This is a genomic window from Duganella radicis (assembly GCF_009720825.1).
Lineage (GTDB): Bacteria > Pseudomonadota > Gammaproteobacteria > Burkholderiales > Burkholderiaceae_D > Rugamonas > Rugamonas radicis.
The window spans coordinates 25,907-42,733 of sequence record NZ_WNKY01000002.1 but is presented as its reverse complement, the minus strand read 5'-3'; the positions used below and the strand labels follow the sequence as shown (position 1 = coordinate 42,733).

The following is a 16,827-nucleotide window of genomic DNA, read 5'->3' as shown; positions in this document are numbered from 1 at the left end:
AGAGCCCTATGCACCCTGGCATCACCCCCGGCCTGCTGATTTTGCACGGTAACCAGATGGAGACGCTGCGCGCCGCCGTCTTCCAATGGCTGCGCAACCACCCGCTCGGGGCCCTGGAGTCGGAAATCTTTCTGGTGCAATCGAACGGCGTGGCCGAATGGCTCAAGATCGCGCTGGCCGAGGAAATCGGCATCTGCGCCGCCTCGCGCGTGGCGCTGCCGGCGCGTTTTTTGTGGGACGCCTATCGCGGTATGCTGGGGCGCGATCGCGTGCCGCCCATCTCCGCCTTCGACAAAGGCCCGCTGACCTGGCGCCTGATGCGCCTCCTGCCTACGCTGCTGGCCGATCCCGTGTTCACGCCGCTGCGCCACTTCCTGGCCGACGGCGAGGCCGAGCGCCGCCTGCAACTGGCAGAACGCCTGGCCGACTTGTTCGACCAGTATCAGGTGTACCGCGCCGACTGGCTGGACGACTGGGCCGCCGGCCGCGATCAATTGCGCAACGCGCGCGGCGAAGCCACGCCGCTGCCGGAAGACCAGCGCTGGCAAGGCCAGTTGTGGCGCGCGGTGATCGCCGACGTCGAACCGCACGAGCGTGGCCTCGGCCGCGCCACCGTCCACACCGAATTCGTGCGCGCCAGCGCCGCCGGCGAGGAGCCGCTGGGCCGCCTGCCGCGGCGGGTGGTGATCTTCGGCGTGTCGGCGCTGCCGTTCCAGACCTTGCAGGCGCTGGCCTCCATCGCGCGCTACACGCAAGTGCTGCTGGCGGTGCCGAATCCCTGCCAGTACTACTGGGGCGACATCATCGAAGGCCGCGACCTGCTGCGCAGCGCGCACCGCCGCCAGCAGTTGCGCAACGGCCAGGACCTGGGCCAGATTCCGCTGGAAGAGCTGCACGCGCACAGCCATCCGCTGCTGGCCAGCTGGGGGCGGCAAGGCCGCGATTTCGTGCGCATGCTGGATGAATTCGACGAAGCCGCGCACGCCCACGCCGCCGAACATGACGAGGTGGCGCCGCTGCGCGTGGACCTGTTCAGCGAAGGCGAGGGGGACACCCTGTTGACGCAAGTGCAGGCCGCCGTGCGTGAATTATTGCCGCTGTCCGAACACCCGCACACACCGCCGCCGGACCACGACCGCTCGATCGAATTCCACGTCACCCACAGCGTGCAGCGCGAAGTGGAAGTGCTGCACGACCAGTTGCTGCACATGTTCGCCGAGGCGGAACACAGCGGCCGTCCGCTGCGCCCGCGCGACGTGGTGGTGATGGTGCCGGACATCGACACCTTCTCGGCCGCCATTCATGCCGTCTTCGCCCAGCATCGCCGCACCGACGCGCGCTACATCCCGTTCGAGATCGGCGACGTCAACGACCGCAGCGTCAATCCGCTGCTGGTGGCGCTGGAATGGCTGCTGCGATTGCCGCAGCAGCGCTGCCGCCAGAGCGAGGTGCGCGACCTGCTGGATGTGCCGGCCCTGGCCGCGCGTTTCGGCCTGCATGACGACGACCTGCCCACGCTGGGCCGCTGGATCGAAGGCGCCGGCGTGCGCTGGGGCCTGGACCAGCAGCACCGCAGCGGCCTGGGTCTCGGTCCGGCCGGCGAACAGAATGCCTGGATCTTCGGCGTGCGCCGCATGCTGCTTGGTTATGCCAGCGGCGCTGGCGGCAACGATGGCGGCAGCTTCGCCGGCATCCAGCCGTACGCTGAAGTCGGCGGACTGGATGCCGCGTTGGCCGGCTCGCTGGCGCAGTTGGTGGAAGCGTTGCTGCACTGGCGCGCCGTGCTGGCCGAGTCGCGCACGCCGGCCGAATGGGGCGTGCAGGCGCGCGCGCTGCTGGCGGCCTTCTTCCAATCCAACGAGGAGGGCGACCGCCTCACGCTGGCGCTGCTGGACGACGCACTGAATAAATGGCTGGACACCTGCGAGGGCGCCGGCTACGAAGAAGCCGTGCCGCTGGCGGTGCTGCGTGAAGCCTGGCTGGGATTGATGGACGAGCCGACGCTGAATCACCAATTCGTCTCCGGCGGCGTCACCTTCTGCACGCTGATGCCGATGCGCGCCGTGCCGTTCCGCGTGGTCTGCCTGCTGGGCATGAACGACGGCGACTTCCCGCGCCGCGCGCCCAAGGCCGACTTTGACCTGCTGGCGCAGCCGGGCATGGCGCGTCCGGGCGACCGTTCGCGCCGCGACGACGACCGCTACCTGATGCTGGAAGCCGTGCTGGCCGCACGCGACAAGTTGTATATCAGCTGGGTCGGACGCAATGTGCGCGACAACAGCGAACAGCCGCCATCGGTGCTGGTGTCGCAGTTGCGCGATTATCTGGTCAATGGCTGGCAGCTGGACCTGCGCGCGCGCACCACGGAGCATGCCTTGCAGCCATTCAGCCGCCGCTACTTCGAGGACGGCGGCCTGCTGACCTACGCGCGCGAATGGCGCGAAGCGCACGGCGACGCCAGCGACGCCGGCGCAACCGCCGAACTGCCGCCGTTCGACATCGACGACAAATTCCGCCTCAAGCTCGGCCAGCTGCACAACTTCCTGCGTCAGCCGGTGCGCTTCTTCTTCCGCCAGCGTCTGGGCGTGATGTTCGGCGAGGCCGCTCTGGTGGGTGAAGACGAAGAACCGTTCTCGCTCAACGCGCTCGAACGCTACCTGCTGGAAGACACCATGCTCGATGACGCCGACACGCCGGAAGAAATCGACCAGGTCTACGACAAACTGACCCAGCGCGCCGAACGCCTGGCGCGCGAAGGCGTGCTGCCCATCGGTTTGATCGGCCAGCAGTACCAGGACCAATTGGTGCAAGCGCTGGTGCCGGTGCGCTGCGCGTGGCTGACCTTGCGCCAGCACTACGAACTGCCGGCGCCGAAAGTGGCGTTGAATCTGGAGCTGGCCGGTGTGCCGCTGGACGACTGGATCGACCAGTTGCGCAGCAACGGCAGCGAAACCGTGTGGCTGGCGCAGATGTCCTCGCGCGTGGCCGACAAGCAGGGCAAGCCGCGTGGCGACAAGCTGATTGCGATGTGGCTGCGCCAGTTGGGCGTGTCGGCCACCGGCATGCAGGTCACCGGTTATCTGGTCGCCCGCGACGCCATCGTCACCATGAAACCGCTGCCGCCCGAAGTGGCGCGGGAAGCCCTGCGCGAACTGGTCTGCCTGTGGCGCGATGGCATGAACCGCCCGCTGCCCACCGTCTGCAAAACCGCGCTGGCCCTGGCGCAGGAAGGCGATCCGCGCGCGGTCTACGATGGCGGCTTCGATATCGGTGGCGAGAACGAAGACCTGTGCCTCAGGCGCCTGTGGCCGGACTTCGCCGCGCTGAGCGCAGAGCCGGATTTTGACGACGTATCGCGCGCCCTGTATGGCCCGCTGGCCGAATGGATGGAACACTACATCACGATAGAACAGATCGACGGCGAGGGCGCGCAATGAGTGATGTGAGCGCAACCGCCGCCAACCAGCTCGCGCCGCTGACCTTCCCGCTGCACGGCTCGCGCCTGATCGAGGCCAGCGCCGGCACCGGCAAAACCTGGACCATCGCCGCGCTGTACGTGCGGCTGGTGTTGGGCCATGGCGGCGACAACGCCTATCAGCGCCCGCTGCTACCGGCCGATATCCTGGTGATGACCTTCACCCGGGCCGCCACGCGCGAACTGTCGAACCGGGTGCGCGAGCGGCTGGTGGAAGCGGCGGCGTATTTCCGCGCTGAGGAGCCGCGCAGCCAGCGTGACGACTATCTTGAGGCGCTGCTGGAATCCTATCCCGACTACAGCGCGCAGCAGCAGGCTGCGCACCGCCTGCAACTGGCCGCCGAAACCATGGACGAAGCGGCCATCTTCACCATCGACGCCTGGTGCCAGCGCATGCTGCGCGAGCATGCCTTCGACAGCGGCAGCCTGTTTGACGAAGAACTGGTCAGCGACGAGCAAGCGCTGTTCGAGGACGCCGCCAACGATTACTGGCGCCAGCAAGTCTATCCGCTGAATGCGGTCTCGCTGGAAGCGCTGCTGTCCTGCTGGGGCGACGTCGGTGCGTTGAAATCCTCGATCCGCGAACTGGTCAAGCGTGCCGACATCATCGGCGACGCGGCCGGACGCGGCGAGTCGCTGGGCGTGCTGATCGCCGCCGTGCAGCGCGAACAGCAGGCGCAGCTCGCGCAACTCAAGGCTGGCTGGTACGAGCGTGCCAGCCGCATGGAGCAATGGATCGCCCAGCACCGCGCGGTCGACCCCAAGTGCTTCAACGGTAACAAGATGCGCCCAGATTCGCTGGTGGCGTGGTTTAACGGCCTGCGCGAATGGGCGCAGAATCCGGCCCTCGTCATGCCCGATATTTCGGACACGGCATGGAACCGCCTCACGCCCGAAGGCCTGGAAGATGCCTTCGCCAAAAACTTCAGCACCGTGGTGCCGGAGGACTTCGACGCCACCCAGCCATTGAAACAGGCGCTGGCCGACATCGAACCGCTGTCGCATGCGCTCTACCGCCACGCGGCGGCGGCGGTGGCCGACCGCATGGCCGAACTGAAAAAACGCAGCCGCCAGTTCGGCTTTGCCGACATGCTGGATCGCCTCAACGCCGCGCTGCAAGGCGAGAATGGCGCGGCGCTGCGCAAGCGCATCACCGACCAATACCCGGTGGCGCTGGTCGACGAATTCCAGGACACGGCGCCCAACCAGTACCAGATCTTCAACGCACTGTATCGCGTGGCGGACAATGACCCGGCCACAGGCCTGTTCCTGATCGGAGACCCCAAGCAGTCGATCTACGGCTTCCGCGGCGCCGACATCCACAGCTACCTGTCCGCGCGCCGCGCCACAGCGGGCCGTCACTACCAGTTGGGCACCAATTACCGCTCGACCAAGCCGGTAGTGGATGCGGTCAACCACCTTTTCCTGCACGCCGAAGGCCGCGCGGCGGGCGAAGGCTTCCCGCGCGGCGCCTTCCGCTTCCGCGACATCCACACGCGCGAAAACCCGCTGCCGTTCGAGGCGGTGGGCGCCAAGGGCCGCAAGGAGCGAATGGTCGATGCTGCCGGCGACGTGCCGGCGCTGGTGATCGCATGCAGCGCGGCGCAAGATCTCAAGGCCGACAGCTACCGCGAATTCTTCGCCCATCACTGCGCCGAAGACATCGTCGCGCGTCTGAACGACGAGCGCACTGGCTTCGATGGCGGCGGGCATGGCTTCGAGCGTCTGCAACCGGCCGACATCGCGGTGCTGGTGCGCGACCGCAAGGAAGCCGCCGCCATCCGCCGCGCGCTGCAACGGCGCGGCGTGCCGAGCGTCTATTTGTCGGACAAGGACTCTGTCACCGACAGCGAGGAAGCGGCCGACGTGCTGCGCTGGCTGTCAGCGGTTGCCAATCCGCTCGATGGCGCACTGGCGCGCGCCGCCTTCGCCACCCCCACGGCCGGCCTGCCGCTGGCCGAACTGGCGCGCTTGTCCTCGGACGAACTGGCATGGGAAGAGCGTGTCGAACAACTGAAAACGCTGCACCTCATCTGGCAGCGGCAAGGCGTACTGGCCATGCTGCGTCGCTTCATCCACGAGCTGCAACTGCCGGCGGCCCTGTTGCAGCAAGTCGGGGGCGAACGCCGTTTGACCAATCTGCTGCATCTGGCCGAACTGCTGCAATCGGCCAGCCGCCAGCTGGATGGTGAACAGGCGTTGATCCGCTGGCTCGCCGAGCAGATCGAAGGCGGCGAGGGAGCGGGTGACGAGCGTGTGCTGCGCCTGGAAAGCGATGCGGAGTTGGTGAAAGTGGTCACGGTCCACAAATCCAAGGGCCTGGAATACCCTCTGGTGTATTTGCCGTTTGCCGTCACCGCGCGCAAGGTCGAGCGGCGCAACCGCAGCTTCTTCGAATTCAGCGACGATGATGGCGTGCGCCGCATCGACATGGCGCTGACCGACACCGCGATGGAACTGGTGGAGCGCGCCCGCTTGCAGGAAGACCTGCGCCTGATGTACGTGGCGCTGACGCGTGCACGTCACTTCCTGTGGCTGGGCGTGACCGCGCTGTCGGCGCGCAAGGCGGGCGACAATACGCTGCACGAATCGGCGCTTGGCTATCTGCTGACCGGCGGCTCGCCGCTGCCGTCGGACTTGATGATGGAACGCTGGCAGCACGCTTGCCAGGACTGCGACGACATCAGACTGACCACGCTGGCGATGGGCGCGCAGCACGTCACGCGCCTGAGTCGCGTGGAACAACGCCCGCCGTTGCTGGACCCGCGCCATTACGGCGGCCATTTCGAGCGCAATTGGGCGGTCGGCAGTTTCAGTTCGCTGGCGCGCCGCACCGGCCCGACGGGCGTGATCAGCGCCGACGGTCTGGTGCCGCGCGACGCCTTGCAGGAAAAACTGCTGGAAGCCGACCTGCCGACCACGCAGCCGACGCGAGTGGAAGACGCGCCGTGGCATCGCTTCCCGCGCGGCTCGGTGCCCGGCAATTTCCTGCACGAGCAGCTGGAGTGGATGGGGCAGGAGGGCTTTGCCATCGTCGATCATGAAAACTTTGAAGCGCGCCTGACACGCCGCGTGGAGCGCGCCGGCTGGGGCAACCGGCAGGAAGACACACTGGCGTGGCTGCGCGAAATCGCGCGCACGCCGCTGCCTTATCTCGATGCGCCGCTGAGCAGCATCGCCGTGCCGCTGCCGGAGATGGAATTCTGGTTCCCGAGCGACCATCTGACCACCGGTGCGCTGGACCGCCTGTGCGCCGAGCACCTGCTGGGTGGCGCCGCACGTCCCGCGCTGCCGGAGCGCGAGCTGCACGGCATGCTGAAAGGTTTCTGCGATCTGGTGTTCGAACACGAGGGCCGTTACTGGGTGCTGGACTACAAATCGAATGCGCTGGGCGGCAGCGACGCGGCTTATCACGAGCCGGCGCTGATCGGCGCCATGGCCGAGCATCGCTACGATATCCAGGGGGCGATTTATATGCTGGCGCTGCACCGGCTGCTGCAAAGCCGCCTCGGCGAGGCCTACGATCCGGCCGAACAGCTGGGTGGCGCCATCTTTATGTTCCTGCGCGGCATAGGCAACCCGCAAACGCGCGGCTGTTACCGGATCGAGCCCGATCCCGAGTTACTGGACGGGCTGGATAGCCTGCTGGGTGCGAGTCATGAATGAGGCATTTTTCGCGCAAGTCGATGCGCTGACCGAGGCCGGCCAGTTGCGCCGCCTGAGCGGCGCTTTCGCCCGTTTTATCGCTTCGGTGGGGGACAGCTCGCCGCAATTGATGGTGGCCTGCGTGCTGCTGTCCGAGCTGGAAGGACGCGGCCACAGCTGCCTGCTGTTGAGCGAACTGAATGCCGACCCGGCCGCGCTGCTGGGCTGGAGTGGCGACGAATGGCACGACCTGCGTGCAGCGGTCGGCGACTGGCCGGCCGACGTGACGACCTGGCGCGCCTTGCTGGCGGATTGCCGCCAGGTGTGGCCGGTCGGCGGTGACGACATCAACCAGCCGCTGGTGCTGGATGGCGACCGCCTCTACCTGCGCCGCTACTGGCGGGACGAAACCCACGTCGCTGGCGCGGTTCGCGCGCGCGCGCTGGGCGGCGTGCTGGCGGCGGATGCTGATGCGGAAACGGCCGAGATTCGCCGCTGGCTGGATATCCTGTTCCCGCATGCGGCGCGCGGCGGCGGCACAGACTGGCAAAAGGTCGCCTGCGCGGTGGCCATGCGTGGCAAGCTGGGCATCATCACCGGCGGCCCGGGCACCGGCAAGACTTATACCGTGGCGCGCCTGCTGGCCTTGCTGTTTGCCACGGCCGGCGAGCAGCGCACCGGCCTGCGCGTGGCGCTGGCGGCACCCACCGGCAAGGCGGCGGCGCGGCTCAAGCAATCGATCGATAGTGCGCTGGATGAGCTGGCGGAAAAAGTCGGCGCTGCGCTGCCGTTGCGCGAGCTCGCGGCCCGGATGGGGGCGGCGCGAACGCTGCACAGCCTGCTGGGTGCGCGGCCGGACACCCGGGCCTTCCAACATCACGCCGGCAATCAGTTGGACGTCGATGTGCTGATTGTTGATGAGGCATCAATGATCCATTTGGAAATGATGTCCGCGCTGCTGGCAGCCTTGCCGCAAAATGCCACACTGATCTTGCTGGGTGACAAGGATCAGCTGGCCTCGGTCGAGGCAGGGGCGGTGTTGGGCGACCTCTGCCACAACGCCGAAGCAGGGGAGTATCTGCCGGAAACCTTGTCATATGTGCATGCCAGCACCGGTCAGCGGATCCCGGACAGTTTTGCCGGCCACGGCGGACCGATCGCCCAGCAGACCGTGATGCTGCGCGAAAGCCGCCGTTTCGGCGGCCCGATCGGCGCGCTGGCGCTGGCGGTGAACGCAGGCGACGCGGCGCGCGCGGTAGAAATATTGCGTGCTGGACAAGACGGCAAGGTGGCCTGGACCGATCTGGCGCAGGCTTCAGACCTGCTGCAACTGGCTCAGAATGGCTATCGCGGCTATTTGCAATTAATCAAGAATATGCCGCCGGTTCACGATGAGATCGTACAACTTGCCATTCTGAAAGCCTTTGAGAGCTTCCGGATTTTGTGCGCGGTGCGCGAGGGCGAGTGGGGCGTGTCGGGACTCAATGATGCAATTGAGCAAAGGTTGCAAGCAGGCGGCTTGCTCAAGAGAACCGGCGAATGGTACGTCGGGCGGCCGGTCATGGTCACCCGCAACGACTACGCGACCGGGGTGTTCAACGGCGATATAGGCCTGACCCTGCCCGATCCGCTGCGTCCCGGCGCGTTGCGGGTGTACTTTTCGGAAGGCGAAAAGGTACGCAGCGTGCTTGCCACAAGATTAAGAAACGTCGAAACCGCGTTTGCCATGACGGTGCATAAATCACAAGGTTCGGAGTTCTTGCATACCGCCATGGTGTTGCCGAAAGAGGGGGGAGGCATGTTGGCGCGGGAGTTGGTCTATACCGGCATCACCCGCGCCCGCGACTACTTTACGTTACTCACGCCAAATGGCCAGGTGCTGCTGGACGCCATCGGCCAGCGCACCCAGCGTGCCAGCGGCCTGCGCCATCTGCTCGACAGTTAACGTCATTCCGGCCTTCGCCGGAACGGCGTTTTGCGCATTTTTAAGCCAGTAATTAGCATGTTGGAACTAATTCCTGGCGCGAGGCCACGGTGGAATGCGGGCTACAGGCGTAAAAAAGCCGGACACGCTGGTCCGGCTTACGGAGGGGGCGGCAGCGGCGCTTACATGGCGCGGCGCGTACGCTTGCTTTGCTTGACGGCTTTTTTCTTGCTCTTGGCCGAGGCTTTCATCACTTTTGGTTGCTCATCCGGACCGGCAATCAGGCGGCGGATCTTGACCGCATCCATGTTGCGCACCGAGCTGGCGCCGGCGTTCAGCAGCACCAGGGTGTTGTTTTTGCCACCGGTTCTGAAACGCATGATCAGGCAGCGGCCAGCCTCTTCGGTGTAGCCGGTCTTGGACAAGCCAACGTCCCAACCCTTGGCGCCGACCAGGCGGTTGGTGTTGTGATACTCCACCTTGCGGCCCTTGATGTTGATCACATCCTTGGTGTCGGTGGTGATGCGGCGGATGTCCGGGTAGGCCGATGCGGCGGTTGCAATCTTGACCAGTTCGGTCGCGGTGGACATATTATGCGGCGACAAACCGGTCGGTTCCTCGATCACGGTGTGGATCAAGCCCAGCGCGCGGATCTTGTTTTTCACTGCCGCACGGAACGCTTCCATGCCGCCCGGATAGGTCCGGCCGAGCGACGCGGCGGCGCGGTTGTCTGACGACATCAGCGCCAGCTGCAACACATCGCCACGCGAAATCTCGGCGCCGACCGGCACGCGCGAGGCGCTGTGTTTCAGCATATCAACGTCGGACCGGTCGATGGCGATCTTTTCATTCATGTCTTGCTTGGCATCCAGCACCACCATCGCGGTCATCAACTTGGTCAGCGAGGCGATCGGCACCTGGGCGTTCGCGTTCTTTTCCAGCAGTACTTTGCCGGTGTCGTCTTCGACCACCAGCACCGACTGCGAGCCGAGCGGTACGGCGGCAAAGGCTGCCGCGGTAAACGAACTCAGCAATACAGCAACAATTTTCTTGAGCATATCGGTATTCAAAAAGGGAAGAGGAGTCTATCGGACACGTCTGGGGGACGTGGCGCGCGCAAATAGTCTAGCTATACGGCAATATTCTCTAAGGATAGACAATAACATTAAAGTCGCTTCTCGTCTATTGTGTCTAAGTATCGGATTAAAAACAAAAAAGCCCTGGGACGGGAGCGCCCAGGGCTTTTTTCCGTTGGCCGGCCGCGGCGGCAGCCGGGACGGGGTCTCGACTAACTGCCGATCTTGGCGATGGAAACCTCGGTGGATTTCACCAGGGCGATGACTTCGCTGCCGACTTTCAGGCCCAGGTCCTGAATCGAGCGCGAGGTGATCACCGAGGTGACGATGCCGTGTTGGGTTTCTACATCGACTTCCGAAACGACCGGGCCAAAGATGATTTCCTTGATCTTGCCACGGAATTGATTGCGTACATTAATTTCAGAAATGGCCATCGTGCTTCCTTTGTCTGGGTTGATTACGACGGTTCCAGATTAAGGGCACGGCGGCCATTTGAGAACGAATGGTTTTGAATAATCTTATTTGTTATAAATTTTGTCGAACTCGCCGCCGTCGGCAAAGTGCTTGGCCTGGGCCGCTTTCCAGCCGCCGAACACGTCGTCGATGGTGAACAGGGCCACCTGGCGGAAGTTGGCGTTGTACTTCTTGAAGGCTTTCTCCGAGCGCGGGCGCAGCGAGTGCTTGGCGATGATTTCCTGGCCTTCTTCGCTGTACAGGAAATTGACGTAGCCGGTGGCCTGCTTGCGCAGGTTGCGCTTGTCGACCACCTTGTCCACCACGGCGACCGGCGACTCGGCCAGGATGGAGATGGAAGGGTAGACCACGTCGAACTTGTCGCCGAACTCTTCGCGCACCAGGTTCACTTCGTTTTCAAAGGTGACCAGCACGTCGCCGATTTCACGCTGGGTGAAGGTGGTGGTGGCGCCGCGGCCGCCGGCGTCCAGCACCGGCACGTTCTTGAAGATCTTGCCGACCAGGTCGCGCGCCTGCGCTTCGTTGCCGCCTTTCTTGATCACCGAGCCCCACACGGCCAGGTAGGTGTAGCGGCCGTTGCCGGAGGTCTTGGGGTGCGGAATGATGACTTTCACGCCCGGCTTGGCCAGATCGGCCCAGTCCTTGACCTGTTTCGGGTTGCCCTTGCGGGTCAGGAACACCATGGTCGAATAGAACGGCGAGGAATTGTTCGGGAATTTCTTGGCCCAGTCGGCGGACACCACGCCGCGTTCGACCAGGATGTCGATGTCATTGGCCTGATTCATGGTGACGATGGCCGCTTCCATGCCATCCGCCACCGAGCGCGCCTGTTTGGACGAGCCACCGTGCGACTGGTTCACGTCCACGCTCTCGCCGGTGGTTTTCTTCCACTGGGCACTGAAGGCCGGGTTGATTTCCTTGAACAGTTCACGGGTGACGTCGTAAGCGGCGTTCAGCAGCACGGTATCGGCGGCTTGAGCCTGCATCGGCAGACCCAGCAGAACGGCCGAGGCGGCCAGGAAGGAGGAGATGACAACGCGGCGCGCGGTATTTTTAGTGGTCATGATGAGCTTTCGTAATAACAGGCGCCCATGGTGTAAAATTTCGCCCGGAAAAGATACGAATTTTTCGTTATATGCTTAGAAGTTCGCTATAAAACGTATATGGATTATTGAAAACATTAGTGGGCAAATAAGGAGGCGCGCTCTAGTCTGGCAGCATCCGACGGCCTTATCCAGCTTGGTGTATAGTCGCCCTTAGTAATGTTTTGTGAGCGTACATGAGTCTTGAAATTCGTATTGCTGCTTCGACGGATGCGGAGGCAGCGTGCAATGTATTGCGCCGTTCGATCAAGGAATGCTGCGAGCTGGATCATAAAAACGATCCCGCCATCCTTGATGCCTGGCTAGGCAATAAAACTCCGCAGATGGTGGCGAACTGGTTCAGTTCGCCCACCAATTATTCGCTGGTCGCGCTCAGCGAAGGCGTTGTCGTCGGCGTTGCCTTGCTCACCGGCGCTGGCAAGCTGGCGCTGTGCTATCTGCTGCCGGAAGTGCGCCGCCAGGGCATCGGCAAGGCATTGTTGACCAAGATGGAAGAGCAGGCCTGTGGCTGGGGCGTGAAAGCGTTGCAACTGCACAGCACCGCCAGCGGCAAGGACTTTTTTGCCCAGCGCGGCTATACCGACGCCGGCAAGGTGCGCTCGCCCTACGGTGTGGAGACGGTGTTCTTCTGGAAGCAGCTGGACGAGGACGCCACTTGCCCGAATGCGCCCAAGCGCAAGAAATTCTGCAACTGCAATACCGCCTAATACGCGACCCGCAAGCTCTCCCGCCGCTCCGGCAACGATCCCACTTCCACGCCACCGGCGAATAATTTCAGTTCGCCCGCGGCAAATTGCGTCCACTGCTCGTTGGAGGTGAGCGGCTGGGTGGCGATCACGGCGATGCGGTCGTCCAGGTGGTTGTGGCGGCTGAAATCGATGCTGAGGTCGCAATCGATCAGGTGCGCCACCGAGAACGGGTATTCGCGCACCACCACGTGCAGTTCGGTGCTGCAATGGGCGAACAGCAGGTCGCCGTTGGACAGGATGAAGTTGAACGTGCCGTAGTCGGCAATTTCGCCGGCCAAAGTTTCCAGTGCCGCGTACAGCACGTGGCGCGGCGGTTGCTGTTCGAAGCGCAGCGCCAGCCCGGACAGCAAATGGCAGAAGGCGCGCTCGCTGTCGGTGTCACCCCACGGCGCGTACAGGCTGGGATTGGGATCGAACAGTTTCAGGTCGCCGTTGTGGGCGAAGGACCAGGTCTGGCCCCACAGCTCGCGCGTGAACGGGTGGCTGTTTTCCAGTGACACGCGGCCCTGCGTGGCCTTGCGGATGTGTGCCACCACGCTGCGCGCCTTGATCGGGCTTTGCTTGAACTGCGCCGCCAGCGGCGAGTGGATCGAGGGCAGGTAGTCGGTGTAGAGGCGGCAGCCGGTCACGGTGTGGAGGGCGATGCCCCAGCCGTCCTTGTGTTCGCCGGTGCGGCCGCCGCGCTCGGCAAAGCCGGCGAAGGAAAAGTCCACGGCGGCGGGTTTGTTGCTGCTCATCGCGAGTAATTGGCACATGGCGTCACGGCTTGGTGAGGTTGAAGGTATCGATGGCCTCACGATAACGGCGGCACTGCCATGGCGGAACGAATGTTTTGGCATATCCATAGCTGAAAGCATTCGTTCTGCTTTGCCTTGCCGGGGAATACGCTGTCGACATTGTTAGCACCCCACGAGGAGTTCCATGTCATTTCCCATCCTGCAAAAGTATCTGGCGCGTCTATCCGACGCCACCGGCGCTGCTTCCAGCATCTGGCTCGATCACGAGGGCAAGGCGCAAGGGCGGTTTTTCAATTGCACCATGAGCAGCGCGTTCCAGCCTATCCGGCATCTGGACAGCGGCGCGGTGCTGGCGTACGAAGGGCTGGCGCGTAGCGTGTCGGCGCAGGATCAGGGTTTGTCGCTGTGGAAGCTGCTGGATCACGCGGCCAGCGACGATGAGTCGATCGAGCTGGACCGGTTGTGCCGTATGCTGCACTCGATTAATTTCTTCCGGCAGGCGGACGACGGTGATACCGATCTATACCTGAACGTGCATGATCGTCTGTTGAGCGCGGTGAGCAGCAATCACGGCCACGCGTTCCGCCGCATTCTCGATGCGCTGGAACTGCCGCTGGAACGGGTGGTGCTGCAATTGCCGGCGGCCACGCCGCAGCAGGGCTGGCTGTTGAATTATGTGTCGGACAACTATCGCCGCAACGGCTTCCGCTTTGCGGTCAATGTGAACAGTGCGCGCGATGGCCTGGGCGTGCTGGATCGCTTGCGGCCCGATGTGTTCAAGCTGGATGCGCGCGAGTTGCAGGATAAGGCGGGCTTGGCGGAATTCTTGCAGCGTTGCGCCGCGGCCAAGGTGGAAGTGGTGTTCAAGCGGCTGGAAACGCCGCAACACCTGTCGGCCTTGCGCGAACTGAGCGCGGCCGCAGGTGTGCCATTGCTGGTGCAGGGATATCTGCTTGACGAGCCGCGCTCGGCGCTTTTGCAGGAGCCGGCGCGACGCGCTGCGTGAACGATAGAGGTTGCTGCAAAATGAGCGCGGCGAGGCGCGGCGACAAAGACAGTGCGTTAGCACGGCGAGGCGCCGCAACGACGCGGCGCTCTTTTTGCGGCGATCTCGATTAGTTCAGAACCCAGTTGTATTGTACTTGGGCCCACACCGGCTCGGCGCCGTTGGTGGCTGGCTTGAATTTGCAGTTGGTGCTGGCGCGCAGCGAGGCCTTGTCCAGGGCCAGGTAGCCGCTCGACGAGATCACTTTGGTGTCTTTCACGTTGCCGTTGGCGTCCACCAGCACGGCAAGCTTGACGTTGCCAGCCAGCTCTTCATCTTGCCACGCGGTGCGGTAAGCTGGTACGCCGCATTCGGCGTCGTTCAGGCGGCCGGCAGGAGCGGCGGCGCTGGCTGGGTTGATGGTCGACAGGGAGATGAGGGCGACGGCGGCGATAGAACGGATGATCATGATGGGCTCCAGTAAGTAAGTTCAACGGGAAAACATTTATTCGATGGATGAACTATACCGCGCCGCACCATATATGAATACTTTATTGTTGGAATGCCAGCCATAAGTTGCGTGTATAACTTGACCTGCTTAAAAGTTTCCGATACGGAATTTTAGTATCACTCAGGCAGTTGTATCATTTCTTAAACGTAAGTTACGACGGTTTTTCTTTCCCTCCGCATAGGCTATAGTAACAATATTGCTTTTTATGGGACGGGAGACTATGGCATCGCGCAGGGAATTTTTAGGGATGGCCGCCGCGAGTTTCTTGTCAGTGCCACTGATCGGCTGCGCTTCCAGCGTGCCCGTGCGGCACAGCAGCATCGCCGGCGCCTCGTCCAAACCGGCCCCGGCGCCAGCCGCCGCCAGCATGGCGCGCGCCTCCGAGCAGTCGGCACCGTCCGGCATTGGCGGCCTGATGGAACCGCCACCGGATATCTTCGACGCCCAAGCGCTGGACCTGGAATTCTGGCTGCGTCCGCGCACCATTGAAGTGGTGCGCCCGGCCAGCAAGGAGCGCGCCAAGCTGCTGTACTGGAAGGACGGCGAAATCATCGAATCGGCCTATCAGGACCTGTGCCACCTGATGCGCGACGTCAATGGCGGCAACGAGACCCGCAACATCGATCCCAAGCTGTTTGAAACGCTGTGGGGCACGCAAGCCTTCGTGCAGCGCTACGGCATCGATGCGCCGCTGGAGATTTTATCGGGCTACCGCACGCCGGCCTCCAACCAGAAGCTGCGCGAAGCCGGCGTGCCGGCCGCGCGCCAGTCGCTGCACATGGTGGGCCGCGCGGCCGACATCCGCATCGCCAATCTGAATGCCGAAGTGCTGGGCGGGCTGGTGAAGAGTTTCCGCCAGGGCGGCGTCGGGTTCTATTACCGCGCCGGTCCGAAGGGCGGCTGGATACACGCCGACACCGGCCTGCAACGTACCTGGAAAGGCTGAAGCGGCATGCAAGACCAACAAGACCCGCCACGCTTCCGCCCGGTGCCATGGAGCGGGCTGGAAACGCCCGCCGATGTCGAGCTGTGGATCGAGGAGCATAACCAGGCCCTGCAACAGCACATCGGCAAGCACGAAACCGGCTACGGCGTGTGCTTCACGCTGGCCGAGGGCGGCGAAATTTACATGCAGACCACGCAGGATGGCCACATTGTGCTGGATGTCACCGAGGAGGCCGAATGGGTGGCGCCGCTGATCATGGCGGCCGCCCGCATCGGCGACGCGCCACCGGGCCGCCTGTGGGTGCTGCCGGATGATAAGCTGGTACAGTTGATGATAGGACTGAGCGGCCTGATCGCCAGCTCCATCCTGGTCGTGGGCCACAATTTCGGATTGCGCCGCCGTATGGGCGCCTGGTAAAGGAGCTTCATGCTGAAACGTCACTTTCTCCTCGTGCTGGCCGCCGCGCTGGCCCTGCCGGCTTCGGCGGCCGACCTGCTGGCCACCGTCAAGGCGCGCGGCACGCTCAAGGTGGCGCTGGAAGGCACCTACCCGCCGTTCAATTACAAGGAAAAGAATGGCGAGCTGGCCGGCTATGACGTGGATGTCGCCAAATTGCTGGCATCCAAATTGGGCTTGAAGGTGGAATTCGTCAGCAGCGAGTGGGCCAGCATTCTGGCCGGACTGGCGGCCAACAAGTATGACGTGATCATTTCGCAGGTGGGCATCAATCCCAAGCGCGAGCAGGCGTTCGATTTTTCCCAGCCTTACATCTATTCGGTGCCGCAGCTGATCGTGCGTAACAACGAGACCGCCAGCTACAAGGCGCTTACCGACCTGAAAGGCAAGAAGCTGGGCGTGGGGCAGGGCAGCGTCTACGAGCAGCAGGCCAAGGCGGTGCCCGGCGTCGAGGTGCGCAGCTACGCGGCCGCGCCGGACACCATGGCCGACCTGGCGGCCGGCCGCATCGACGCCGCGCTCAACGACAGCCTGATGTCGGCGTATTTATTGAAGATTTCCAGATTGCCGATCAAGGCCGGCGCGCAAGTGGGGGCGGTCGAGCGCATGGGCATCCCGTTCAAGAAGGGCAATCCCGAATTCAAGCAGGCGCTCAACAAGGCGCTGGCCGATGCGGCCGCCGACGGCAGCCTGAAAGCCATTTCGGTGAAATGGTTTGGCATCGACGTCAGCAAGGCGCCGTAAGC

13 protein-coding genes are annotated in these 16,827 nt (G+C 63.6%); 8 read left to right on the top strand and 5 right to left on the bottom strand.

The genetic code is table 11. From position 1 onward, the window contains the following. The first annotated feature begins 8 nt into the window (after nucleotides 1-8). The 3 genes from recC to recD are packed head-to-tail and all read left to right on the top strand — an operon-like array spanning nucleotide 9 to nucleotide 9,065. The gene (gene recC / locus GM676_RS03365; protein ID WP_155461985.1) at nucleotides 9-3,437 is read left to right on the top strand and encodes an exodeoxyribonuclease V subunit gamma; all 3,429 of its coding nucleotides are present in this window, start codon (nucleotides 9-11) and stop codon (nucleotides 3,435-3,437) included. Next, nucleotides 3,434-7,141 carry an exodeoxyribonuclease V subunit beta gene (gene recB / locus GM676_RS03360; RefSeq protein WP_155461984.1) on the top strand — a complete coding sequence of 1,236 codons (3,708 nt, stop codon included), beginning with the start codon at nucleotides 3,434-3,436 and terminating at the stop codon, nucleotides 7,139-7,141. The genes recC and recB overlap by 4 nt, the downstream gene beginning before the upstream one ends. Further along, on the top strand, nucleotides 7,134-9,065 hold the full coding sequence (gene recD, locus GM676_RS03355; protein WP_155461983.1) for an exodeoxyribonuclease V subunit alpha: 1,932 nt from the start codon (nucleotides 7,134-7,136) through the stop codon (nucleotides 9,063-9,065). The genes recB and recD overlap by 8 nt, the downstream gene beginning before the upstream one ends. A 161-nt stretch (nucleotides 9,066-9,226) precedes the next feature. On the opposite strand, the gene GM676_RS03350 is transcribed toward recD, so the two are convergent. The 3 genes from GM676_RS03350 to GM676_RS03340 form a co-directional block, all read right to left on the bottom strand. Next, a complete protein-coding gene (locus tag GM676_RS03350) occupies nucleotides 9,227-10,102 on the bottom strand; it encodes a serine hydrolase (protein WP_155461982.1) in 876 nt (291 codons plus the stop codon). 230 nt (nucleotides 10,103-10,332) lie between these two features. Further along, nucleotides 10,333-10,554, bottom strand: a complete 222-nt coding sequence (locus tag GM676_RS03345; protein WP_155461981.1) for a TOBE domain-containing protein — start codon at nucleotides 10,552-10,554, stop codon at nucleotides 10,333-10,335. A gap of 84 nt (nucleotides 10,555-10,638) precedes the next feature. Beyond that, nucleotides 10,639-11,658, bottom strand: coding sequence for a sulfate ABC transporter substrate-binding protein (locus tag GM676_RS03340; RefSeq protein ID WP_155461980.1), 1,020 nt, complete (start codon nucleotides 11,656-11,658; stop codon nucleotides 10,639-10,641). Nucleotides 11,659-11,873: 215 nt separating this feature from the next. On the opposite strand from GM676_RS03340, the gene GM676_RS03335 reads away from it, so the two are divergent. Further along, nucleotides 11,874-12,404, top strand: coding sequence for a GNAT family N-acetyltransferase (locus tag GM676_RS03335; RefSeq protein WP_155461979.1), 531 nt, complete (start codon nucleotides 11,874-11,876; stop codon nucleotides 12,402-12,404). On the opposite strand, the gene GM676_RS03330 is transcribed toward GM676_RS03335, so the two are convergent. Beyond that, complete coding sequence (locus GM676_RS03330) at nucleotides 12,401-13,201, bottom strand: class II glutamine amidotransferase (protein ID WP_155461978.1); 801 nt, start codon at nucleotides 13,199-13,201, stop codon at nucleotides 12,401-12,403. The genes GM676_RS03335 and GM676_RS03330 overlap by 4 nt on opposite strands. 166 nt (nucleotides 13,202-13,367) lie before the next feature. Here GM676_RS03330 and GM676_RS03325 point away from each other — a divergent pair, with 166 nt between their 5' ends. Then, nucleotides 13,368-14,189, top strand: coding sequence for an EAL domain-containing protein (locus GM676_RS03325; protein WP_155461977.1), 822 nt, complete (start codon nucleotides 13,368-13,370; stop codon nucleotides 14,187-14,189). A 109-nt stretch (nucleotides 14,190-14,298) separates the two neighbouring features. Here GM676_RS03325 and GM676_RS03320 read toward each other — a convergent pair whose 3' ends face one another. Further along, complete coding sequence (locus GM676_RS03320) at nucleotides 14,299-14,637, bottom strand: energy transducer TonB (protein ID WP_155461976.1); 339 nt, start codon at nucleotides 14,635-14,637, stop codon at nucleotides 14,299-14,301. Between the two features lie 409 nt (nucleotides 14,638-15,046). Between GM676_RS03320 and GM676_RS03315 the strand changes: the two genes are divergently transcribed. The 3 genes from GM676_RS03315 to GM676_RS03305 are packed head-to-tail and all read left to right on the top strand — an operon-like array spanning nucleotide 15,047 to nucleotide 16,825. Next, nucleotides 15,047-15,625: a YcbK family protein gene (locus GM676_RS03315; protein ID WP_155462217.1), complete on the top strand. Its 579-nt coding sequence runs from the start codon at nucleotides 15,047-15,049 to the stop codon at nucleotides 15,623-15,625. A gap of 6 nt (nucleotides 15,626-15,631) precedes the next feature. Continuing rightward, nucleotides 15,632-16,042, top strand: coding sequence for a hypothetical protein (locus GM676_RS03310; RefSeq protein ID WP_155461975.1), 411 nt, complete (start codon nucleotides 15,632-15,634; stop codon nucleotides 16,040-16,042). Between the two features lie 9 nt (nucleotides 16,043-16,051). Next, complete coding sequence (locus GM676_RS03305; protein WP_155461974.1) at nucleotides 16,052-16,825, top strand: transporter substrate-binding domain-containing protein; 774 nt, start codon at nucleotides 16,052-16,054, stop codon at nucleotides 16,823-16,825. Nucleotides 16,826-16,827: the final 2 nt, after the last annotated feature.